This window comes from Maricaulis sp., from assembly GCF_048269565.1.
Classification (GTDB): Bacteria; Pseudomonadota; Alphaproteobacteria; order Caulobacterales; family Maricaulaceae; genus Maricaulis.
This window is the reverse complement of sequence record NZ_JBLXIK010000008.1, coordinates 62419-84108: the sequence shown is the minus strand read 5'-3', so window position 1 is coordinate 84108 and position 21690 is coordinate 62419. Positions and strand designations below refer to the sequence as shown.

General features: G+C 63.3%; 19 protein-coding genes. 14 read left to right on the top strand and 5 right to left on the bottom strand.

Features of this window, described 5'->3' with window-relative positions; genetic code table 11:
• Positions 1-10 precede the first annotated feature (10 nt).
• The 4 genes from ACN0YL_RS13360 to tldD all read right to left on the bottom strand — a co-directional run bounded on the left by ACN0YL_RS13360 (position 11) and on the right by tldD (position 7163).
• Positions 11-928 carry an aspartyl protease family protein gene (locus tag ACN0YL_RS13360; RefSeq protein ID WP_417498314.1) on the bottom strand — a complete coding sequence of 306 codons (918 nt, stop codon included), beginning with the start codon at positions 926-928 and terminating at the stop codon, positions 11-13.
• 223 nt (positions 929-1151) lie between these two features.
• Positions 1152-3269: a TonB-dependent receptor plug domain-containing protein gene (locus ACN0YL_RS13355; RefSeq protein ID WP_417498313.1), complete on the bottom strand. Its 2118-nt coding sequence runs from the start codon at positions 3267-3269 to the stop codon at positions 1152-1154.
• A gap of 200 nt (positions 3270-3469) precedes the next feature.
• Positions 3470-5533: a TonB-dependent receptor plug domain-containing protein gene (locus ACN0YL_RS13350; protein WP_417498312.1), complete on the bottom strand. Its 2064-nt coding sequence runs from the start codon at positions 5531-5533 to the stop codon at positions 3470-3472.
• 217 nt (positions 5534-5750) lie between these two features.
• The gene (gene tldD, locus ACN0YL_RS13345; protein WP_417498311.1) at positions 5751-7163 is read right to left on the bottom strand and encodes a metalloprotease TldD; all 1413 of its coding nucleotides are present in this window, start codon (positions 7161-7163) and stop codon (positions 5751-5753) included.
• Positions 7164-7573: 410 nt separating this feature from the next.
• Here tldD and coxB point away from each other — a divergent pair, with 410 nt between their 5' ends.
• The 10 genes from coxB (at position 7574) to ACN0YL_RS13295 (ending at position 15595) form a co-directional block, all read left to right on the top strand.
• A complete protein-coding gene (coxB, locus tag ACN0YL_RS13340) occupies positions 7574-8410 on the top strand; it encodes a cytochrome c oxidase subunit II (RefSeq protein WP_417467119.1) in 837 nt (278 codons plus the stop codon).
• A 14-nt stretch (positions 8411-8424) separates the two neighbouring features.
• Positions 8425-10053 carry a cytochrome c oxidase subunit I gene (gene ctaD / locus ACN0YL_RS13335; RefSeq protein ID WP_417498310.1) on the top strand — a complete coding sequence of 543 codons (1629 nt, stop codon included), beginning with the start codon at positions 8425-8427 and terminating at the stop codon, positions 10051-10053.
• A 5-nt stretch (positions 10054-10058) separates the two neighbouring features.
• On the top strand, positions 10059-11054 hold the full coding sequence (locus tag ACN0YL_RS13330; RefSeq protein WP_417492579.1) for a heme o synthase: 996 nt from the start codon (positions 10059-10061) through the stop codon (positions 11052-11054).
• Positions 11051-11272 (top strand): protoheme IX farnesyltransferase, encoded by a 222-nt coding sequence (locus tag ACN0YL_RS13325; protein WP_417467114.1) that lies wholly within the window; start codon positions 11051-11053, stop codon positions 11270-11272. Before ACN0YL_RS13330 ends, ACN0YL_RS13325 begins: the two co-directional genes overlap by 4 nt.
• Complete coding sequence (locus ACN0YL_RS13320) at positions 11269-11832, top strand: cytochrome c oxidase assembly protein (protein WP_417492578.1); 564 nt, start codon at positions 11269-11271, stop codon at positions 11830-11832. The genes ACN0YL_RS13325 and ACN0YL_RS13320 overlap by 4 nt, the downstream gene beginning before the upstream one ends.
• Before the next feature lie 70 nt (positions 11833-11902).
• A complete protein-coding gene (locus tag ACN0YL_RS13315; RefSeq protein ID WP_417492577.1) occupies positions 11903-12742 on the top strand; it encodes a cytochrome c oxidase subunit 3 in 840 nt (279 codons plus the stop codon).
• A 77-nt stretch (positions 12743-12819) separates the two neighbouring features.
• The gene (locus ACN0YL_RS13310; RefSeq protein ID WP_417467108.1) at positions 12820-13116 is read left to right on the top strand and encodes a DUF983 domain-containing protein; all 297 of its coding nucleotides are present in this window, start codon (positions 12820-12822) and stop codon (positions 13114-13116) included.
• Positions 13117-13149: 33 nt separating this feature from the next.
• A complete protein-coding gene (locus ACN0YL_RS13305) occupies positions 13150-13824 on the top strand; it encodes an SURF1 family protein (RefSeq protein WP_417498309.1) in 675 nt (224 codons plus the stop codon).
• 59 nt (positions 13825-13883) lie between these two features.
• Positions 13884-14462, top strand: coding sequence for a GNAT family N-acetyltransferase (locus ACN0YL_RS13300; protein WP_417467104.1), 579 nt, complete (start codon positions 13884-13886; stop codon positions 14460-14462).
• Complete coding sequence (locus tag ACN0YL_RS13295) at positions 14459-15595, top strand: EAL domain-containing protein (protein WP_417498308.1); 1137 nt, start codon at positions 14459-14461, stop codon at positions 15593-15595. Before ACN0YL_RS13300 ends, ACN0YL_RS13295 begins: the two co-directional genes overlap by 4 nt.
• A gap of 4 nt (positions 15596-15599) precedes the next feature.
• Here the strand turns inward: ACN0YL_RS13295 and ACN0YL_RS13290 are convergent, their stop codons facing one another.
• Positions 15600-16187 carry a YqgE/AlgH family protein gene (locus ACN0YL_RS13290; protein WP_417498307.1) on the bottom strand — a complete coding sequence of 196 codons (588 nt, stop codon included), beginning with the start codon at positions 16185-16187 and terminating at the stop codon, positions 15600-15602.
• A gap of 98 nt (positions 16188-16285) precedes the next feature.
• Here ACN0YL_RS13290 and ACN0YL_RS13285 point away from each other — a divergent pair, with 98 nt between their 5' ends.
• The 4 genes from ACN0YL_RS13285 (at position 16286) to ACN0YL_RS13270 (ending at position 21680) form a co-directional block, all read left to right on the top strand.
• On the top strand, positions 16286-16768 hold the full coding sequence (locus ACN0YL_RS13285) for a peroxiredoxin (protein ID WP_417467099.1): 483 nt from the start codon (positions 16286-16288) through the stop codon (positions 16766-16768).
• Positions 16769-16830: 62 nt separating this feature from the next.
• On the top strand, positions 16831-17763 hold the full coding sequence (locus tag ACN0YL_RS13280; RefSeq protein WP_417492573.1) for an SPFH domain-containing protein: 933 nt from the start codon (positions 16831-16833) through the stop codon (positions 17761-17763).
• A 30-nt stretch (positions 17764-17793) separates the two neighbouring features.
• On the top strand, positions 17794-18258 hold the full coding sequence (locus ACN0YL_RS13275) for an NfeD family protein (RefSeq protein WP_417498306.1): 465 nt from the start codon (positions 17794-17796) through the stop codon (positions 18256-18258).
• A 107-nt stretch (positions 18259-18365) separates the two neighbouring features.
• Entirely contained in the window at positions 18366-21680 is a 3315-nt protein-coding gene (locus tag ACN0YL_RS13270; RefSeq protein ID WP_417498305.1) for a PAS domain-containing protein, read from the top strand.
• Positions 21681-21690 lie beyond the last annotated feature (10 nt).

Here is a 21690-nt window from a genome sequence, read left to right as displayed (position 1 = left end):
GCGGAATGGATCAGTGGCTGTCGCGCTCGCGGGTGAGGGGGATGACGCGTTCGCCATGGCAGGCATTGGCCGCGTCGGAGGCGCTGATCTCGAAAGTGCCGGCCTCACGGTCGACGGTGATGGTGGCGTGTTGCAGCACGTCCATGCCGATCACCATGGCCGGCATCTGGCCCCAGTCGAGAGCCTCGAAAATTTCGAGGTCGGCCTGCAGTCCGAGGACCGAATTCAGACACAGCCCGCCCAGCTCGAGTTGCCGCAGCAGGACCGGTTGGGCTTCGGCGCTGGTATCATCGATCAGGCGGCTGCCGACGCCATCGATCGTATAGCTGACGCGGCGGCCGCGCTGCTGCACCTGGGCGCGCAGCCGCGCATTGACGAGGGTTTGGGCGCTGCCGGAATCGATCAGAATCCGTACGCCATGCATGCCCTGGCTGAGATCGGCCTGGCCGAGCAGCAGGTTCTGGGCATTGACGTAGCCGTCAGCATGGTCCGGCCTGTCGGCATCGAGTGTCAGTGTGGCGCTGGCGAAGTCGAGCGCATATCGCGTTGCCGGGATCGCATCGGCGCCAAGCAGGCCGGCGACCGGACGCTCGTGCGTGCCATCGACCGGGATGACGACGCTGTCGAGCGAGACCGGCCCCAGACCGGCAAAGCGCAAGTCCTGCAGCATGAAATACTCGGCCGAGAAGCGCGCCGTCAGCGACTGGACATCGCCATAATTCTCCCACGCCGACTGGAAACCGAGCGCTTCGGCGACCGGCTGCGCGATCGCCGTGTTGCTGGCACCTGTGTCCAGCAGGAAAGTGTAGGGGCCGTCGGGGCCGATATGAACCTGGGTCAGCAAATGCCCGCTCGGCGCGCGTTCCAGCTGGGTGATGGTCTCCGCATTGCCGGAGGCGGCAAGACCCAGCGCGGCAAACCCGGCCATCAAGACCTGTCGGGACCGCCGGCCGGGCGTGGGGCCTGGGGGACGGGGCTGTGGGGCCATCATCAATCTCCTGCGGTGAGGCCGATCGCGGCGCGCCGGCCTGGAGCGGGCCGAAGCCGCGCCCCGGTCCGCACAGGGAGGCTAACGGCCTTCATCCGGCTTCGCCATACGGATGGGCCCGGCCTCGCGAAGACGTGAACGCTCCGCGAGGCCGGGCACTGGGTCAGAAGGTGCCGCGTATCTGCAGATACCATGTGGCGCCATAGCTTTCGTTTCGGTATTCGGTGCCGGTGACCAGGCCGGTCGCCCGTGAGCCGTTATAGAAAACGCGCTGCCGGTCATCGCCATTGTCAATGGCCTCGTTGACGCCCAGACGGGTGGTCACACCGCCCCAACGTGTGGTCTCGATATAGAGGTCGAGATCGCCATCGGTCGTGCCCTGGACGCGATATTCCTGCGCCCGGAAGACTTCGCTGTCGGAATACCAGTGGTAATCCCAGCCCCAGGCGATCTGCAGCGCCGGGAAGGTCTGGCGGAAGTCCAGTCCCAGCTCCCATTCGCTGTAGCCGGAGAAAGGGCGATCCTCACCGGTCAGGGGATCCTGGACATTGGTGTCATACCATTCCGCGAACACGTCGAGCACGGCATTCGACAGGCCGATTGTATCGAGCGGTGTCGTGAGATTGCCGGTCACGCGAAGGACGGTGCCATCGCCGATATTGCCCGGGGCATCAAACACGCCGCCTGGCGTGTTGACCGGGATCCAGCCATCGAGATCCTCGATCCAGTCCTGCCCCACTTTCAGGGAGAAGGAGCCGTCATCGCCAAAGCGCCGTTCCCACTCGGCCTCGAGCGTCCAGGTGCGCTGGGGCACATAGTCCGGATTGCCGAGGGTGGAATTATTGTCGGCGATGTCGACGGAGCTGGCGAATTTTCCGAAATCCAGCTGATCGACATCGCGCTGTGCCGTGAACCGCCAGCGATTGCGTTCACTCTGGCGCCAGTTGAGCGTCACGCTCGGCTTGAGATAGGCGAAGGAGCGCGACTGGTTGGCGTCGCCGGTCTGGACGATTTCGGAAAATTCATAGCGCAGGGCGCTTTCCAGGCTAAACGCCTCGCTGATCGTCCAGGTATGATTGACGAAAATCTCGCTGCGCGTCTCCTCGACACGGGTATTGGCGACCGGTAGCGGGATGGGGGTGAGGGATGTGCCGTCATCCTCGAACAAGGCCAGATGGGTGTCGCGTGCATTCACCGCGATCTCGCCGCCAATCTCGACCGTATTGCGCGCATTGGGCGTCCAGTTCAGCGTCTGCCGCAAGGCGGTTTCCTCGGAATCGCCGCCGCCATTGACGATGATGGCGCCGAGAAAGCCGCTCGCAGGATCGTAGGTCTCGTAGGCTTCGGGACCGTCATCCCAGGAATCCCGGCGCAAGTGCGCCATGGTCTGGCTGGACAGGGTGTCGTTGAACGCGTGCGAATAGGTCGCGGACGCGACGTGGAAACTGCCGTGATTGTCTGTCGAGTTCTGCTCGTAGCGCAGGGGTGTGACGCCCGCGCCGGCCGGTGCATCGATGAAGGAGACCTGCTGGTTCGCCCACCGCCAGACAGTAGCCTCGATATCGAAGCGCAGGCTCGAGCGGTCATCGATCTGCCAGTTGAGCGAGAGGGATGGCGCGGCCTCACGATAGGCCTGCTGGTCATTGTCGTGCTGGATTTCGGTCAGCATGTCCGCACCGTCGAACCGGGTGCTGCGGCGACGGACCCGGTCGCCCGAACTGGTCGCGTAGAGGCCGACGGTCAGGTCGACCGGCCCGATGACCCGGGCCCAGGAGATATTGGCCTGCGGGCCGACGCGACCGGATGCCGACACGTTCAGGGTCGCATCCCACGAGCCCGAATTGCCGGCGCCCTCGACGAGAATGACGTTCACCAGGCGCGCGTGTCCGCGCATATTGTATTCCGGCAGGGCTTCGGAGATGAGCTCGATACGGTCGACATCACTGATCGGAATACGTTGCAACACGGTGCCGAGCGAGAGCGATTTATTGGACGGGCGGGCGCCATTGATCAGCACATTGCCGAAGCTGTCGCCGAGCCCTCGCCGGCCCGTGTCGCCGTTGGAGACAGAGAAGCCGGGCAGGCGCGTGACCATGTCCAGCGCCGTGACCGGTGAAAAGGGTTCGAAAAAGGCTTTGGAAAACACCGAAACGCCATTGCGCAGTTCGGTCGTTTCCGAACCGGTTTCACGGATGGTGTCCTGTGCTTCACTGAAAGCCGGAAATAAAACACTCGCCAGCAGCGCCGTTCCGGCAGCTGTTGATCTGAAATATGTTTGCATGTGTCCCCACAAAAATTGTCGACCCCCGAGGCCCAGAACCAATGAAATAGTCGGTTCGAGTGCGACAATCTATGTAAAGATTGGTAATTGTGGAGACAAGTAGAGGTAATTAAATGGGCAATTGATTGAGTAATTTTAATGGAGACGGACTTAAAGTTTGAGTATTTTGCATTCGCGAGTCCGGACTCACTGCTCTGATCTCAGAACGTGCCGCGCACCCGCAGATACCAGCTTGCACCGCTGCTTTCATTGCGGTGCTCGATGGCGTCCACAACGCCGGCTGCCCGGGAGCCGGCGTAGAAAACCCGCTCGCGGTCATCGCCATTATTGAGCAGGCCATCCACCCCGAGCCGGGTCGTCACACCGCCCCAACGTGTCGTCTCGATATAGAGGTCGAGATCGCCATCGGTATTGTTGTGAAGGCGCTGCTCCTGGGCGAGGAAGACCCGGCGGTCACTGACCCAGTGGTAATCCCAGCCCCAGGCCAGCTGCTGCGCGGCGAGGGTCTGGCGGAAGTCCAGGCCGAACTCCCACTCCCGCACGGCGGCGAAGGGAATGTCGGCACCGGTCAGCGGATCCTCGACACTGGTCTTGTACCATTCGGCAAAAATATTGAGCACGGCATCGGCAACACCGAAGCCATCGAGTGGTGTCGTCAGATCGGCGGTGACGCGAAAATTGGTGCCGTCGCCGATATTGCCCGGCGCGTCGAACACGCCGCCCGGCGTGGTGACCGGGACCGACCCATCGAGATCCTCGATCCAGTCATGGCCGACCTGCAAGGAGACCGAGCCGTCCTCGCCGAACTGGCGCACCCATTCAGCCTCGAGCGTCCAGGTGCGCTGGGGTACATAGTCGGGATTGCCGAGGGTCGCATTGTTGTCCGCGATATCAACAACGCTGGCGAAATTGCCGAAATCGAGCTGGTCGACATCACGGCGCGCTGTGACACGCAGACGATTCTGATCGTCCTGGCGCCAGTTCAACGTCACAGCCGGTTTGGGGTAGGCGAAGGAGCGCGATTGCTGGAAGTCACCGCTCTGGACAATTTCGGAGAACTCGTAGCGCAGGCCGCTCTCGACACTCAGGCGGTCGCTGACCGTCCAGGTATGATGAGCGAAGATCTCGCTGCGGGTTTCCTCGACGCGGGTATTGGCGACGGGAAGTATGATTTCGGTGATCCGGGTGCCATCATCCTCGAACAGCACCAGGCCGGTATCGCGCGCATTGACGGCAATCTCGGCGCCAAACTCAAATGTGTGCCGCGCATCGGCTGTCCAGGCGAGGGTCTGGCGGAGTGCCGTTTCCTCGGTCTCGCCGGTCGATGAGACAATGATCGCACCGAGATATCCGATCACAGGATCATAGGTCTCGTAGGCTTCCGGCCCGTCATCCCACATCTCGCGATTCACCAGCCCCATGGTCTGGATCGAGATGGCATCGGTCAGGTCACGGCTATAGGTCACCATCCCCTGATAGGAGTGACCATGATTGCCGGTCTGGTTCTGCTCATAGCGCAGCGGCGCAACGCCGCTGCCGGCCGGCGCGTCGACGAAGGAGGTCTGGTTGCGGTGCCAGTCCCACACAGTGCCCTGCAGGTCGAAGCGCAGGGTTGACCGATCATCGACGGTCCAGTTGAGCGAAAGGGTGGGAACGGCTTCGCGATACTGGCGCTGATCATTGTCGCGCTGCAGCTCGAGCACCGCGCCGCTGGCGTCCTGGAGGGCGCGGCGGCGCCGAATCCGGTTTCCCGACGTGCCGGTGTCGAGGCCAAAGGTGAGTTCGACCGGCCCCTGGACCGTGGCGTAGGCGATGATGCCGCGTGGTCCCAGCCGGCCGGCAGGCGAATATTGCAGGCGCGCGTCCCATGAGCCGGAATTACCCGCCCCGGGCGCCAGGATGATATTCACCAGCCGGGCATGGCCGCGCATATTGTATTCCGGTTGCGCGCCCTGGATCAGCTCAAGCCGTTCGACATCGTTGATCGGAATGCGCTGCAGGACGGTGTCGAGGCTCAGGGACTTGTTGGACGGGCGGCGGCCATTGATCAGGACATTGCCGAAACTGTCACCGAGACCCCGACGGCTGGTATCGCCATCGGAGACCGAGAAGCCGGGAATGCGCTGAACCATGTCGAGCGCCGTGACGGGCGAGAACTGATCGAAATAGGCCTTGCTGAAAATCGACAGCCCGCGACGGGCTCCGGTTTCGGTTTCCGCGCCGGCGACCGGCCCGTCCTGCGACCAGGCTGGTGCGTCGATCACGGCAAGACAGGCCGCGCCCGCTATCGCGGATGTAAGTAGTCCTCGCATATGTCCCCACAAAATGCGCCTGCCCCCAGGCTGTCCCCGGGATAACAATTCACCGTGGCACACACCATGTAACGATTGGTAACGTAGCTCACATCCGCGCGATCCCGGCGGTGAAAACCACGGCCGGAGCCTTCTATGGCAGGCCTACACCAAAATCATTGTTTTTCCGTCAGGCAGCGCCGCCGACGGTCAGGCCGGTGATTTTCAGGCTCGGCTGGCCGACCCCGACCGGCACGCCCTGACCGCCCTTGCCGCACATGCCGACACCCGGATCCATCTCGAAATCATCGCCGATCATCGAGATCTGGGTCAGCGCGGTCGGGCCGTCGCCAATCAGGGTGGCGCCCTTGACCGGCGCCTCGATCTTGCCGTTGCGGACCCGGTAGGCCTCGGTGCACTGGAAGACGAATTTGCCGGAGGTGATATCGACCTGGCCACCGCCGAAATTGACGGCGTAGATGCCGTCGGTGAGGCTGGCGACCATTTCCTCGGGCTTGTGCCGGCCGGCGAGCATGTAGGTATTCGTCATGCGCGGCAGCGGCGGATAGGCATAGGATTGCCGGCGGCCATTGCCGGTCGGCTTCTGGCCCATCAGGCGCGCATTCATCCGGTCCTGCATATAGCCGACCAGGATGCCGTCCTCGATCAGCACCGTGCGCTCGGTCGGCGTGCCCTCATCATCAATGGTCAGGGAGCCGCGGCGCTTCTCCATCGTGCCATCATCGACAATGGTGACCCCGGCAGCGGCGACGCGCTCGCCCATGCGTCCGGCAAAGGCCGAGGAGCCCTTGCGGTTGAAATCGCCTTCCAGGCCGTGACCGACGGCCTCGTGCAACAGCACGGCCGGCCAGCCCGGTCCGAGCACCACATCCATGACCCCGGCCGGGATGTCGACCGCGTCGAGATTGACGCGGGCAATCCGCATCGCCTCGTTGGCGAGACCCTTCCAGGCGTCGGGGGCGATCCACTGGTCAAACTCGGCGCGTCCGCCGGCCCCGGCCGAGCCGGTCTCACGGCGGCCATCGCGTTCGACGGTGACGGAGACATTGAGCCGGACGAGCGGGCGAATATCGGTTTTCATGTCGCCGTCGGCGCGCAGCACCGAGATCGAACGCAACGAGCCGGCGATCGAGGCGCTGACCTGCACCACGGACGGATCCTTGGCGCGGCAATAGGCGTCGATTTCCTGCAGCAGGGCCGATTTGACCTCGAAGGCCGGATTGGCGACCGGGTCGATGGCGTCATAGAGCTTGCGATTGGTGCCGGCCGGCGGCGGCGCGAGGACGGCGGCAGGCCCCCGCTTCACGGCCGAAGCGGTTTCGGCGGCGCGCTTGACCGCGGCCAGCGTCGGGTCCGAGGAATGGGCAAAGCCGAAGGCCTCGCCGGAGACGCAGCGCAGGCCGAAGCCGCGGCTGGTGTCGAAACTGGAGGCCTTCATGCGCCCATCGTCGAAGACGAGTGATTCGGAGGCGGCGGTTTCCAGGAAGAGCTCGCCGTCATCGGCGCCATCAAGGGCCTCGGCCAGCACCGGCCGGACGTCGTCCGCATCGAATTCGAACTGGCTGATCGGTTCGTCGGACATGATGGGCCTCGCTTCTCGCTTTTCGGATGCGCTAGACATAGTTCAGCCTGCGCCGCTAGGGAATAAGCGCGGGCGGGGGCAATCGCAGCGCGTCATCCCCAGGTGCCGTGCGACTCGCGCGCCTGGCCCCGCGCAGCCCGGTGAGACGATTGGACGCAGAACGCGCGTAAAATTGCCGCAGGATGGGCAATCGGGCAGCAATTTCATGCGGAAAGCGGCTTTATTGCAGTCGCTGACCTCGGACTTAAACGTCTGATCAGCTTGAATTTTCGCTCAAAACCGATCATGCCCTGCGCAAGGCACTACAAAAAGTGTGCTTGGTGACCTGACAGCGCAGGTGACCGGCTCTATATTCCGCCGCCATCGGTGAGGGTTTCCTCGCCTTCACGCCTGACTTGTATGGGGAAGCCATGCGTTTCTTGACCGCAATCGTGCTCACCTGGATCTGCGCATCCACCTCCGCTTTCGCGTTTGACGTGCCGGTGGACGGGGCGCTGGGGCTCCAGCCTGCCGTTACGCCGATCATGGAGCGGATCACCGAGTTCCACACCTTGCTGCTGTGGATCATCATTCCGATCACGCTCTTCGTCATGGCCCTGCTGATCTGGGTCATGGTTCGCTACAATACGAAATCCAATCCGGTTCCGAGCAAGAACAGCCATAATACGCTGCTCGAAGTGGTCTGGACGGCGCTGCCCGTCGTGATCCTGATCGCGATCTCGGTCTTTTCCTTCCCGCTTCTGTATTATCAAGAAGAGATTCCTGACGCCGATTTCACGATCAAGGCGACCGGCAATCAGTGGAACTGGACCTATGAGTATCCGGACCAGGGCGCGATGGAATATCTGTCCATCATGATCCCGGATGACGAGATCCAGCCGGGGCAGCACCGCAATCTCTCCGTCGACTACCCGCTGGTTGTCCCGGTGAATGCGATCGTCCGGCTGCAGGTCACGGCAACCGATGTGATCCACAATTTCGCCATGCCGGCCTTCGGCACCAAGATCGATGCCATCCCGGGGCGCATCAATGAGGCCTGGTTCCAGGTCACCGAGGAAGGGGCCTATTACGGCCAGTGCTCGGAATTGTGCGGCCAGGGGCATGCCTTCATGCCGATCGAGATCCGGGTCGTGTCCCAGGACACGTTCGACGCCTGGATCGCGGCCGAGCCGGGCACCGATGAATCGAATGCCGTTATTGCCGCATACGAAGCCGCGCGGGATACGCGCTTGGCGCAACTCGATTAGGAATGGGCTGAACCATGTCTGCTGACGCCGCAAATCACGACGCTCACACCCCAAGCATGTGGGACTGGAAGCGCTGGGTCTTCTCCACCAACCACAAGGACATCGGCACGATGTACCTGATCTTCGCGATTATCGCGGGGGTTATCGGTGGCGGCATGTCCGGCCTGATCCGCTGGGAACTGGCCGAGCCAGGCCTGCAGGTCTTCAACGGTACGGCGTTCGGCGGCTTCTTCGGTGATGCGCAGAACTACAATGTCATCACGACCATGCATGGTCTGATCATGATCTTCTTCATGGTCATGCCGGCCATGATCGGCGGCTTCGGCAACTGGTTTGTGCCGCTGATGATCGGCGCGCCTGACATGGCCTTCCCGCGCATGAACAACATCTCCTTCTGGCTCCTGCCCTTCGCACTGGCGCTGGCGCTGATGTCGATGTTCGTGCCCGGTGCCGGCGCCGCCAATGGTTTCGGTGGTGGCTGGGTGCTCTATCCGCCGCTCTCGACCACGGGCCATCCCGGACCGGCGATGGATCTGCTGATCCTGTCGCTGCACATTGCCGGTATCAGCTCGATCCTCGGTGCCATCAACTTCATCACCACGATTTTCAATATGCGTGCCCCGGGCATGACCATGCACAAGATGCCCCTGTTCGTGTGGTCGATCCTGGTGACGGTCTTCCTGCTGCTGCTCTCGCTCCCGGTTCTCGCCGGCGCGCTGACCATGCTGCTGACCGACCGCAATTTCGGCACCGCCTTCTTTGATCCCGCCGGTGGTGGCGATCCGGTGATGTTCCAGCATCTGTTCTGGTTCTTCGGTCACCCGGAAGTCTACATCCTGATCCTGCCCGGATTCGGCATGATCTCGCACATTGTCTCGACCTTCTCGCGCAAGCCGGTCTTCGGTTATCTCGGCATGGCCTATGCCATGGTCTCGATCGGCGCGATCGGCTTCATCGTCTGGGCCCACCACATGTACACCGTGGGCATGCCGGTCGATCTGAAGGCCTATTTCGTGGCCGCCACCATGGTCATCGCGGTGCCGACCGGCATCAAGATCTTCTCATGGGTCGCGACGATGTGGGGCGGTTCGATGGAATTGCGCACGCCGATGCTGTGGGCGATCGGCTTCATCTTCCTGTTCACCGTTGGCGGCGTCACCGGTGTGGTCCTGGCCAATGCCGGCGTCGATGCCTCGCTGCATGATACCTATTACGTCGTGGCCCACTTCCACTACGTGCTGTCGCTCGGCGCCGTGTTCGCGATCTTCGCCGGCTGGTACTACTGGTTCGAGAAGATCTGGGGCGTGAAATACAACTCCGTCCTGGCGCGTCTGCAATTCCTGTTCTTCTTCGTGGGCGCCAACGTGATCTTCTTCCCGCAGCACTTCCTGGGTCTGCAGGGCATGCCGCGGCGCTATGTTGACTACGCTGACGGTTTCGAGCTCTGGAACAAGGTCTCCTCCTACGGTTACCTGATCATGCTGGTCGGTATGGTCCTGTTCTTCGCCGTGCTGATTGATGCCGCGATCCGCCGCCGCAAGGCCGAGGCCAATCCATGGGGCGAAGGCGCAACCACGCTGGAGTGGACGCTGTCCTCGCCACCGCCTTTCCACCAGTTCAATGAGCTGCCACGGATCAAATAGGCGCCATGGCGGACACCTCCACCAATCCCGGCGTTCATCGCATAGAGGGCGGGGCCGTTTCGACGGCCTCGCCCCGCGACTTTTTCGACCTGATGAAGCCGCGCGTGATGACGCTTGTCGTCTTCACCGCCTGTGCCGGCCTGGTGGCAGCACCGGTCGACATGGACCCGGTGCTGGCGGCGATCGCCATTCTCAGCCTGGCCGTCGGCGCCGGCGCCGCTGGCGCACTCAACATGGCCTATGACGCCGATATCGACGCCATCATGCAGCGCACCCGCAAGCGGCCAATCCCGCGCGGCGCGGTGAGCAAGGCCGATGCCTACGGTCTGGGCATCATCGCCTCCATCCTGTCGGTGATGATGATGGCGCTGGCGAGCAATTATCTCGCCGCCGGCCTGCTGGCTTTCTCGATCGTCTTCTATTCCGTCATCTACTCGATGTATCTCAAGCGCTCGACGCCGCAGAATATCGTCATCGGCGGCGCCGCCGGTGCTTTCCCGCCGATGATCGGCTGGGTTGCGGCGACCGGGCATATCTCGCTCGATGCCATCATCCTGTTCATGATCATCTTCCTGTGGACGCCGCCGCACTCCTGGGCGCTGGCGCTCTACAAGTGCGGCGATTACGCCGCCGCCGGCATCCCGATGATGCCGGTCGCAAAGGGGCCGAAATCGACGCGGCTGCAGATCCTGCTCTATTCCATCGTGCTGGTGATCTTCGCCGGTGCGCCGGTGCTGACCGGTCTGGGCGGCATCGCCTATGCGCTGACCTCGCTGGGTGGCGGCGCGCTCTTCCTGCTGCTGGCCTGGCGCGTGTTCAATTCCCGCGCCGGCGAGGCCGGGTCGGCCGAAGAGGGTGCACTCTATGCCGTGCGCGCCGGCGACAAGGCGGCGCGTGACCTGTTCGCCTATTCGATCGGGTATCTGACGGTGCTTTTTGCCGCATTGATCATCGAACACGGTTTTGGTGCCTATATCGCGGTGCCGGGAGTGAACGGATGACATCGCAGGACGACAAGCCCGCTGAAGACACGCCATTCGGTGGCCGTGAAGGCCGCGTCGTGCCGGGCGAGACCGTGGTCCTGACCCCGGAGCAAATCGCCGCGCGCAAGCGCCGCAATCTGGCGATCGGCTTCAGCCTGTTGGGATTTTGTGTGCTGGTCTTCGTCGTCACGGTGATCCGGATCGGCCAGAACCTGGCCCAGGCAGGTGCGGTATGAAGCGGCTGCAGGACAAGAATGCGCGTACAGCGTTGTTTGCCGGCATTGCCGCGGTCACCATGGTCGGCGCCGCCTTCGCATCGGTGCCGCTCTACAGCCTGTTCTGTCAGGTCACCGGCTATGGCGGCACCACGCGTGTGGCGGTCGGCGAGGCGGGCGAAGTGCTCGACCGCGAGGTCACCATCCTGTTTGACGCCAATACCAGCCGCGATATCCCGTGGGATTTCCAGCCGCTCCAGCGCGCCCTGACGCTGAATGTCGGCGAGAGCGGCCTGGCCTATTACCGGGCCACCAACACCTCCTCGCGCCGGGTCACCGGCGTGGCGACCTATAATGTCGCGCCCTACAAGGCCGCGTCGTATTTTTCCAAGATCGAGTGCTTCTGTTTCACGGAACAAACACTTGAACCCGGCGAGAGCATCGATATGCCGGTGCTGTTCTTCGTCGATCCGCTAATCGCGGAAGAGTCCTATCTGGATGATGTTCACACCATCACCCTGTCCTATACGTTTTTTGAAACCGATGAGGCTGCGTCTTCGCCAAGCGACGCCGCGCCTTAACATTGAACCTTTGCCCTGCGGCGGTTATCACGACGCAACAGGGCTGATTTGAAGTCGCAGGAGATTCGCGATGGCTGGGCATGCCGTAAAACACGATTACCACTTGGTCGATCCAAGCCCGTGGCCGTTTGTCGGCTCCCTGGGCGCCTTCCTTCTCGCCGTCGGTGCCGTCGGCAATATGAAGGGGCTGGTCGAACCCGACAGTCCGCTGGCGATCCTGTATGCCGATGGCGAGTGGGGCGGTCTGATCCTCGGTTTCGGCGTCGTGATCTACACGATGATCGGCTGGTGGGGCGATGTCATCAAGGAAGCCAATCGCGGTGACCACACCCCGGTCGTCGATCTTGGCCTGCGCTATGGCATGATCATGTTCATTGCCTCGGAAGTGATGTTCTTTGTCGCCTGGTTCTGGGTCTTCTTCGAATACGCCATCTTCCATGATGTCCGGCTTGATCCGGCGCTGGCCTCCTGGCCGCCTGCCGGTGTCGAGACCTTCAATCCCTGGCATATCCCGCTGATGAATACGCTGGTGCTGCTGCTCTCGGGCACGACCGTGACCTGGGCGCACCACGCGCTGCAGCATGGTGACCGCAAGGGCGCCAAGCTCGGCCTGTTGCTGACCGTGATCCTGGGCATGTGCTTCACCGCACTGCAGGCGGTTGAATATCTTGAAGCCGGGTTCTCGATCTCGGGCAATCTGTATGGCTCCGCCTTCTTCATGGCGACGGGCTTCCACGGCGCACACGTCATCATCGGCACCATCTTCCTGGCGGTCTGCCTGATCCGCCTGATGAATGGCCAGATGAGCCCGCAGAAGCATTTCGGCCTCGAAGCGGCTGCCTGGTACTGGCACTTCGTTGATGTGGTCTGGCTGTTCCTGTTCACCTTCGTGTACGTCGTCTACCAGTAAGCGGGACTGACATGGAAAAACCCTCCCCCCTCGTCGCCGGCCTCACGGGCCGCTGTCCGAAGTGCGGGGAGGGCGCCATGTTCAAGGGCCTGCTGGAGATCGCGCCGCGCTGCGATGTCTGTGGCGCCGATTTCCAGAGCGCCGATGTCGGTGATGGTGCGGCGGTGTTCGCCCTCTTCATCGTCGGCTTCCTGGCTGTCGTGCTGTTTCTGCTGACGGCCGTGGCTTTCCGGGGCATGCCCTGGTGGGGTCATATGATGATCCAGGTGCCCTTTATCTTCGGTGCCTCGATCCTGTGTCTGCGCCCGTTGAAGGGACTGCTTTTCGCGCTCCAGTTCGAGCATGATGCCCAGCAGGGCCAGCTAGACGAATAGGCTGGTCGGGGCTTGCCCGGGAGGATGATCCCCATGCCACGCTTCAGACCGCTTCCCGTCCTCACCGTCTTCACCCTGCTCAGTCTCGTGCTGCTGCTGTCGCTCGGCGTGTGGCAATTGAAGCGCATGGAGTGGAAGGCCGAGCTGATCACCGCCTATGGCCAGCGCGGCGCTGTCACCTCCTTCCGCCAGGCCCTTTGTGGCGATCATGACGGCGCCTTCGGGCCGAGAATCACCGCACCGGCACCGCTGGCCGGGCCGCAGTTGCGCTACTATGCGCTGCGCGGCCAGCCGGGCTGGGTCCGGGTCGGGCTGATGCCAGCACCGCGCTGCGATGCCGACGATCCGCAGCGTTTCCTGTTCGTGGAATCCGGCTTCGAGGACCTTGACGGCAATCTGGTCAGCCGGCCCGAAGCCTGGCGCATCGAACTGCTGCCGCGGCCGGGAAGCTTCGTCAGTGGAAACGATCCGGATACCAATCAATGGTACAACTTTGATCGGGACATGATGGCACGGGCGCTCGGAACCGATCCGGGGCGTGTGCTGGATATGTGGGCGCGGGCCGATCTTGGCTTGCCCGTCAGCCTGACCCAGACACCGCCGGCCAAGCATCTGGGCTATGCGGTGACCTGGTTCGGACTGGCGCTTGCGCTGATCGGCGTATATCTGGCCCTCCACATCGCCCGCGGGCGACTGGGGCGGGGCTGAGGCCGGCGCGGCCAAAGGACAGACAGCCGGGCGCGAACCGGCGAGACGGGAGCAGGCGAGTGGCACTTTGGCGCGATGCAGAGATGGAAGAACCCCTGATGGCCCAGGGGATTCGCTTGTGTGCGCCAACACATGACGATTACGAGAGCTGGGCCAAGCTGCGCGGCGCCAGCCGTGCGCATACCGAGCCCTGGGAGCCGGCCTGGACGGTCGATGAACTCAGCCGCAGCGCCTACAAGCGCCGGCTTGAACGCTATCAGCTGGACCGCCAGTCGGGCGCCGGCTATCCGTTTTTTGTCTTCCGCAGCCGCGACAATGTCCTGCTCGGCGCCTGCAATCTCAACAATGTCCGTCGCGGCGTGCAGCAAAGTGCCGATATCGGTTACTGGATCGGCACGCCCTATGTGCGCCAGGGCCATACCCGTGCTGCCGTGCGGCGGATCCTGGCCTTTGCCTTCGACAGGCTGGGCCTGCACCGGGTCGAAGCGGCCTGCCGCCCTGAGAACAAGGCCTCGCGGCGGCTGCTTGAGGGCGTCGGCTTTCAGCATGAGGGCCGGGCTCGCGCCTTCCTCAATATCGCTGGCGAGTGGCGCGATCATGATCGCTTTGCCCTCCTGAACACAGATCCGCGCCTGTGACGGCGGTGGACTTCGAGGCCGGCGCCCGCGCCGCCGGGGCGGTGGCCTTCGCCATCGGGCTCGGTGAAGGCGGCCGGATCCGGTTTACAGGCGCGCTGGAGGCCTTCGGGCTCGAGCGGGATATTTTCGACTGGGCCAGCTTCTGTGCCCGGCTGGGCCCGGCCGATCATGCCAGTCTCGATGCCGCCCTGCGCGGGGACATACTTGATCTGCGTGTGCGCCTGATCGGCGAAGCCGGCAGTGTCGCCTATGTCCGCCTGCTCGGGCGCCGGGTTGCCGAGCAACGTTTTGAGGGCCTGATGACGCCGGCGGGGCTGAGCGGCGATGGCGCGCTGCGCATCCGCGAGGAGCACGCCCTGGCCAATGCCGTCGCAGCCGGCGAAGTGCGGGCCTGGTATCAGCCGATCATCGCCCTGGAGAGCGGACGCCTGGCCGGTTTCGAGGCGCTGGCCCGCTGGGAACGCCCCGGTGTCGGCGTGCTGGCACCGCAGGATTTCCTCGCCATGGCCGATGATCTCGATCTGCTCGACCGCATCAGTACCGAAGTCCGCGCCTCGGCCATTGCCGACCTGTCGCTGTGGCGCACCGTGTGTGCCGGCGGCGAGGGCCTGTTCGTCGCCGCGAATGCCACGGTCAGCGAGCTGGTCTCATCGACCTTCGCCGATGCGCTGCTCGATGCGGTGCGGCAGGCAGAATTGCCGGCCGGCGCCTTCAAGCTCGAGATTGCCGAGACCGAGATCATGCGGGATCCCGATCTTGCCGCCAGTGTCATGACGCGGCTGTCCGAGGGCGGCATCGCGCTGGCGCTGGATGATTTCGGCACCGGCTATTCCTCGCTGGCGCGGCTGGAAATGCTGCCCTTCAATGTCGTCAAGATCGACCGCTATTTCGTCCGCGCCATGGCCGCCAATGAGAGCGCCGGCACGGTGGTGCAATCGGTGATCCAGATTGCGCGCCATTTCGGCATGAAGATCGTCGCCGAGGGCATTGAGAGCGCCGAGGCTGCCGAAGGGCTCAAGGCGATGGGCTGCGATTTTGGCCAGGGCTATCGCTATGCCGGCGCCCTGGCGCCCGACCAGGCCCTGCTGGCCGTGCGCGAGGGCATTGCCGGACGCTTCCTGCCGCCGGCCTGAGCGATCAGGCGGTGCCGGAGGCGCCGGACAGGTGTTCCGGACTGATGCCGAGAATGCTCAGCGCGTTTTGCCACTTGCCTTCGATGTCGGAACTGAAGACCAAGGCCTCGTCGGCATCGGCCACCAGCCAGGCATTGGCCGCCAACTCGTCCTCCAGCTGGCCCGAGCCCCAGCCGGCATAGCCCAGCGCCAGCAGCGACCGGCGCGGCGGTGTGCTGGAGGCCATCGCATCGAGCGCATCCTTGGTGGAGGACAGGGCGATATCACCGGTGACGGGCAAGGTGGAATCACTGGTCTGGAAATCATTGGTGTGCAGCACGAAACCGCGCTGACGCTCCACAGGCCCGCCGAGCAGGACCGGCCGGTCGACCGTGTCCTCGGTGATCTCGACGCCCAGCTGTTCAAACACTTCCGGCAGGCGCAGGCCCTCGACGCGCTTGTTGAGCACAATCCCCATCGCGTGCTCGGCGGAGTGGTCGCACATCAGGATCACCGAGCGGTCAAAACGCGGGTCGCCAATGCCGGGCGAAGCGATCAGCAGCTTGCCATTGAGGAAACCGTCGTCCGGCCGGGGTGAGTCGTCACTGTTCATAACTCCATGATGCGGTCAAAAAGGGGGATGCGTCCAGCGGCGTTCCCGCTATCTTGCCGTGCGCAATCGCGACTAGTCTTTCAGCAGGAGAAACAGCCATGACCATTTCGGTGGGAGATCGCATTCCGGACGCCAGCTTCATGACCATGACAGCGAGCGGCCCAAACCGCGTCAGCACCGCTGATGTGTTCGGTGGCAAGACCGTGGCGCTGTTTTCAGTGCCTGGCGCCTATACGCCGACCTGTTCGGCCAAACACCTGCCGGGCTTTGTGCAGCATGCGGCCGAGATCAAGGCAAAGGGTGTCGACACCATCGCCTGCATGTCGGTCAACGACGTGTTCGTCATGAATGCCTGGGGCAAGGACCAAGGCGTCGGCGACGATGTCATGATGCTGGCCGATGGCAATGGCGATTTCGCCAAGGCGCTCGGTCTGGAAATGGACGGCACCGGCTTTGGCATGGGCACGCGCGCCCAGCGTTTCTCGCTGATCGCCAAGGATGGCGTCGTCACCGAACTGAATGTCGAGGCACCGGGTGAATTCAAGGTGTCGTCGGCTGACCATATCCTCGGCCAGCTCTAGGCTGGACGGGAACTGCGGGACCGGGCACTGGCCCGGTCTCAAACGGCTAAGGGAGGGTTCGCATGGATCTCATCGTCACCGGCGTACTGCTGCTTCTGGCATTGGCGATCATCGCCTCGGTCATCAAGACCGTGCCGCAGGGCAAGGAATTCACCGTCGAGCGTTTCGGACGCTTCACGCGGACCCTTAAGCCGGGTCTTCACTTCATCATGCCGTTCATCGACAGTGTCGGCTACAAGATGAATATGCGCGAGCGTGTGCTCGACGTGCCCAATCAGGATGTCATCACCAAGGATAATGCGACGGTTTCGGTCGACGCGGTGATCTTCATCCAGGTACTCGATGCGCCACGCGCAGCCTATGAGGTCGACAATCTCGATTTCGCGATTCTCAATCTCTGTCTGACCAATGTGCGGACCGTGATCGGTTCGATGGATCTCGACGAGACCCTGTCCAAGCGCGACGAGATCAATGCGCGTCTGCTGACCGTGCTCGACTCCGCAACCAATCCCTGGGGCGTCAAGGCGACCCGGATCGAGATCCGCGACCTGTCGCCGCCGCACGACATCACCGAGGCGATGGCGCGCCAGATGAAGGCCGAACGCCTGAAACGTGCCGAGATCCTTGAAGCGGAGGGTGCCAAGCAATCGGCCATCCTGCGTGCCGAGGGCGAGAAGGAAGCCGCGATCCGCGAAGCCGAAGGGCGTCGCGAGAGTGCCTTCCTCGACGCCGAGGCCCGTGAGCGGGAAGCCGAGGCCGAGGCCAAGGCGACCGAGCTGGTTTCCAACGCCATTGCATCGGGCGATGTTTCGGCGATCAACTACTTCCTCGGCCAGAAATATATCGAGGCCTTCGGCAAGTTGGCGACCAGCGAGCAACAGCGCACCGTCATCATTCCGGCGGAATTCTCGAATATTCTCAGCACGATCACCGGGGTCGGCGAGCTCGGCAAGGCCGCGCACGAAGCGATCCGGGAGACGACCCGCAAGCCCTGAGCGGCGGGTATTTGAAGACGGAGGTCAGTGATGGATGTTTTGGTATCCCTGCTGGAACGCCTGAGCCTGTGGGCCTGGTGGGCCCTGGCCGGCCTGTTCCTGATCGGTGAGGTGCTCACCGGCACCACCTTTCTCCTGTGGCCGGCGGCCGCAGCCTTTCTGACCGGCTTTCTGGCGCTCGAAATTCTCGGCGCCAGCTGGCCGGTGCAGCTGAGTGTCTTTGCCGTCCTGACCCTGGTTCTGGTCTGGATCGGTGATCGCTGGGTCCGTCCGGCGATCAATCGCGGTGGTGAAAACGGGCTCAATGACCGCTCCGCCCGCATGGTCGGGCAGACGGTCCGGGTCGTCAGCGATTTCTCGACCGGCCGCGGCCGGGTGCATTTCGGCGATACGGAATGGGCCGCCCAGACCCAGGACGGTTCGGACCTGCTGGCCGGAAGCCAGGTCGTGGTGGATGAAATCCGGGGCGTGGTGCTGATCGTGCGCGCCGCCTGAAAATAGCAGTGCCGGTTCATCTGGTGTAAACCTGCAACCAATCATGTTGCGGTGTTGAGGTCGCCCGACCCCGATTCGATTCGACGGGCGCAGGGCGCGGAGCAGGCATGGATCCGATCAAGGAAGAACAGAGGCTGGCGGCGTTGCGAGGCCTCAACCTGCTGGACACGGATCCGGAGGAGGCGTTCGACTCGATCACCGATCTCGCTGTCACCCTGACGGGTGCGTCGATGGCAGCGATTTCGCTGATCGACGAGGACCGGCAATGGTTCAAGTCGATCATTGGTCTGGATGTCAGCGAAGGGCCGCGGGACATTGCTTTCTGTGACCACGCGATCCGTGAGGATCGCACGCTCTATGTCCCCGACGCGCTCCGGGATGACCGCTTCAGGGATAACCCGCTGGTGCTGGGTGCACCGCATCTCCGGGGCTATGCCGGCGTGCCGCTGCAAGTGTCCGGCGGCCACCGAGTTGGCACGATTTGCGTTTTCCATGACCAGCCGCTTGAGCTGGACACCGCGACGCTTGAGCGGCTCGGCGGCCTCGCGCGGATCGTGGAAGACCAGATCAAGACCCGAACCCAGAGCGCCGCAGCCGAGCGAACCAATCGCCTGCTGGCCCTAATTTCCGATATCCAGAGAGCGTTCATCTCAGACGCCTCCACGATTGACCGGGCATTCGGACATCTGCTTGAGGCGATGCTGGAATTCACCGGTAGCCAGGGTGGGTTTATTGGCAATGTGGTCGACACTGCAGGCGGACGCGGACTGCGGACGCTTGCCATCAGGGGCGCTGCGGGCGCCGGAGCGCCGGATCAGACGGCGCGCGACTTCTCCGATGCCGGAACACTGATCGGGCACACGATCCGTACCGGCGAGACGGTGATCGCCAATGATCCGAGCGCAGACCCGCGTGGCACCCATGCGATGGACGCCTTCCCCGACGTCCGGAGATATGCCGGCATCCCGCTGATGCAGGCGGGCAAACCGGTGGCGATGATCGGTTTGACTGACCGGCCCGGCGGGTATTGCCAGGGCTTGCTGGCCGAATGCCAGCCCCTGATCAGCGCGGCTGAAACCTTGATCCACGCCCACCTCACCGAGATGGCGCGGGACGGCGCGATCTCCGACCTGGAGGTCAGCCGGGCGCGTCATGAGCTGGCCATTGCCGGCAGTGCCGCCGGCGTCTGGGAGATCGACTTCTCTGCAGGCAGCATGTTCGCCTCGCAACGGCTGAATGATCTGGTTGGCGGGCTTCCGGGCATCACTGCTCCCGGCGGCATGGCGGTTTTCCTGGACCGCGTGCATCCGGCAGACCGGGATCGCGTGCAAAAGGCGCTGGACGACCATCTCAGGCACCGCTTCCCCTATGCACTTGATTTTTCCTTCCGGCATGGAGACGGGCGCTATCTGATGCTGTCGGCCTTCGGGCAGGCGGAATGGGACGAGAGCGGCGCGGCGATCCGGATGGCGGGTTCGATCGAGGACGCCACCCAGCGCTCTCAAATACTCGCCGAGCGCGAGAGTACCAGCGCCCGCCTGGCCGCAGTGACCGAACTCGGCGGGATTGGCAGCTGGGAAGTCGACCTGGATGCCGACACCATCCTCTGGGATTCGATGACCCGCCGCATCCACGAAGTCGATGATGATTACGTGCCGGACCTGGAGACAGCGGTCGAATTCTACGCGCCCGACGCGCGCGAGGCGGTGCAGCAAGCCATCGAGGAAGCCATTGCCCAGGGCGAAGCCTGGGATCTCGAACTGCCCTTCATCACTGCCAAGGGCAATCACATCTGGGTGCGCGCTGTCGGCCGGGCAGTTGTCGTCGACGGTCGGGTCTCAAGATTGCTGGGTTCGTTCCAGAATGTCACCGAGCGGCGAAACCGCGAGGACGAGTACAAATCGCTGTCGACCCGGCTCACCGTGGCGCTTGATGCCTCCGATCTCGGCCTTTGGGAGTATGAGGTCGAGACCGGTGAGATCACATGGGATGCCCGGCTCAAGGAAATTTTCGGCCGGTCGGATCTGCCGACGCCGGGCTTCGACGAGTGGGCGACGATGCTCCATCCCGATGACCGTGATTCTGTGCTCGCCCGTTCGCGCGATGCCATGAAGCGCTGTGAGGACTATTCGCACGCCTACCGCATTGTGCTCGCCGACGGATCGATCCGGCATGTGCGCTCACGCGGCCTGTTCCGCAAACGGCTGGACGGCGGACTGACGATCACGGGCGTGTTGGCCGACATCACCGCTGATGTCGAACGCGCCCTGGAACTGGAGATCCAGCGCGAGCGGGCGGAGAGCGCCAACCGGGCCAAGACACAATTTCTCGCCAATATGAGCCATGAAATCCGCACGCCGCTCAATGGCGTGCTCGGCATGTCGCAATTGCTCAACCTGACGCCGCTCTCCGAGGTGCAATCCAAATATGTTGCGACGCTGCAGTCGTCGGGCAAGGCCCTGTTGGAGCTGGTCGAGGACATTCTGGACATCTCCCGCATCGAGGCCGGCAGTGTCAAACTGGTGACAGAGCCGTTTGATCTCCGGCCCCTGGTCGAATCTGTCCTCGACATGGTTGGGCCGGCCGCGTCGGAAAAGGGCATCGAGGTGCGGCTGCAGGAAGATGAGGGCGTGCCGGCCAGCGTCCTGGGCGACCAGAAGCATTTGCGCCAGCTTCTGATCAATATCATCGGCAATGCAGTGAAATTCACCGGCGCCGGTTCGGTCCATGTCCGCATCATACCGCAGGCGGATACGCGCCTGCGCTTCTGTGTCACCGATACCGGCCCGGGCATCGAGGCCGACCAGCTGGAGCGGATCTTCGACCGCTTTGCCCAAGTCGATACTTCGCAGACGCGCGAGCATGGCGGCAGCGGGCTTGGTCTGGCAATCTGCCGTGACCTGGTCCGGCTGGCCGGTGGCGAGATCGGTGTCACAAGTACGCCGGGCAGGGGATCCGAATTCTGGTTTGAGCTTCCGCTTCCGGCCGCATCGGTCATCGTCGATGCCGCGCCGCGTCCGGCGCTTGAGGCGGGGCCGAGTGGCCCGGCCCGCATTCTGGTCGTCGATGATGTCATGACCAATCGGCTGGTGGCTTCGGCCCTGGTCGAGAATGCCGGGCATATGGTGAAGCTTGCCGGCAACGGGCTTGAGGCGATCGAGGCGCTTGATTGCGACCGGTATGATGCCATCCTGATGGATATCCAGATGCCGGTCATGTCCGGCGACGAGGCGATCCAGAAGATCCGGGGCAGTGGCAAACCCTATTCGGGTATCCCGATCTATGCGGTGACCGCTGACGCCACCAAGGGCGCGCGCGAGCACTATCTCGACCTTGGCGCCACGGGCTATCTCTCAAAGCCGCTCGATATCAAGGAAGTGACAGCCGCGCTGGATGAAGCCCTTCGCGGCGCGATCCACTGAGTCTGTCCAA

Coding starts and splice junctions, on each gene's coding strand:
- ACN0YL_RS13290 (WP_417498307.1), bottom strand. CDS start 16,187: ATGAACAGTGACGACTCACCCCGGCCGGACGACGGTTTCCTCAATGGC.
- ACN0YL_RS13315 (WP_417492577.1), top strand. CDS start 11,903: ATGGCTGGGCATGCCGTAAAACACGATTACCACTTGGTCGATCCAAGC.
- ACN0YL_RS13320 (WP_417492578.1), top strand. CDS start 11,269: ATGAAGCGGCTGCAGGACAAGAATGCGCGTACAGCGTTGTTTGCCGGC.
- coxB (WP_417467119.1), top strand. CDS start 7,574: ATGCGTTTCTTGACCGCAATCGTGCTCACCTGGATCTGCGCATCCACC.
- ACN0YL_RS13360 (WP_417498314.1), bottom strand. CDS start 928: ATGGCCGGGTTTGCCGCGCTGGGTCTTGCCGCCTCCGGCAATGCGGAG.
- ACN0YL_RS13325 (WP_417467114.1), top strand. CDS start 11,051: ATGACATCGCAGGACGACAAGCCCGCTGAAGACACGCCATTCGGTGGC.
- ACN0YL_RS13285 (WP_417467099.1), top strand. CDS start 16,286: ATGACCATTTCGGTGGGAGATCGCATTCCGGACGCCAGCTTCATGACC.
- ACN0YL_RS13310 (WP_417467108.1), top strand. CDS start 12,820: ATGTTCAAGGGCCTGCTGGAGATCGCGCCGCGCTGCGATGTCTGTGGC.
- ACN0YL_RS13280 (WP_417492573.1), top strand. CDS start 16,831: ATGGATCTCATCGTCACCGGCGTACTGCTGCTTCTGGCATTGGCGATC.
- ACN0YL_RS13270 (WP_417498305.1), top strand. CDS start 18,366: ATGGATCCGATCAAGGAAGAACAGAGGCTGGCGGCGTTGCGAGGCCTC.
- tldD (WP_417498311.1), bottom strand. CDS start 7,163: ATGTCCGACGAACCGATCAGCCAGTTCGAATTCGATGCGGACGACGTC.
- ACN0YL_RS13305 (WP_417498309.1), top strand. CDS start 13,150: ATGCCACGCTTCAGACCGCTTCCCGTCCTCACCGTCTTCACCCTGCTC.
- ACN0YL_RS13275 (WP_417498306.1), top strand. CDS start 17,794: ATGGATGTTTTGGTATCCCTGCTGGAACGCCTGAGCCTGTGGGCCTGG.
- ACN0YL_RS13330 (WP_417492579.1), top strand. CDS start 10,059: ATGGCGGACACCTCCACCAATCCCGGCGTTCATCGCATAGAGGGCGGG.
- ACN0YL_RS13355 (WP_417498313.1), bottom strand. CDS start 3,269: ATGCAAACATATTTCAGATCAACAGCTGCCGGAACGGCGCTGCTGGCG.
- ctaD (WP_417498310.1), top strand. CDS start 8,425: ATGTCTGCTGACGCCGCAAATCACGACGCTCACACCCCAAGCATGTGG.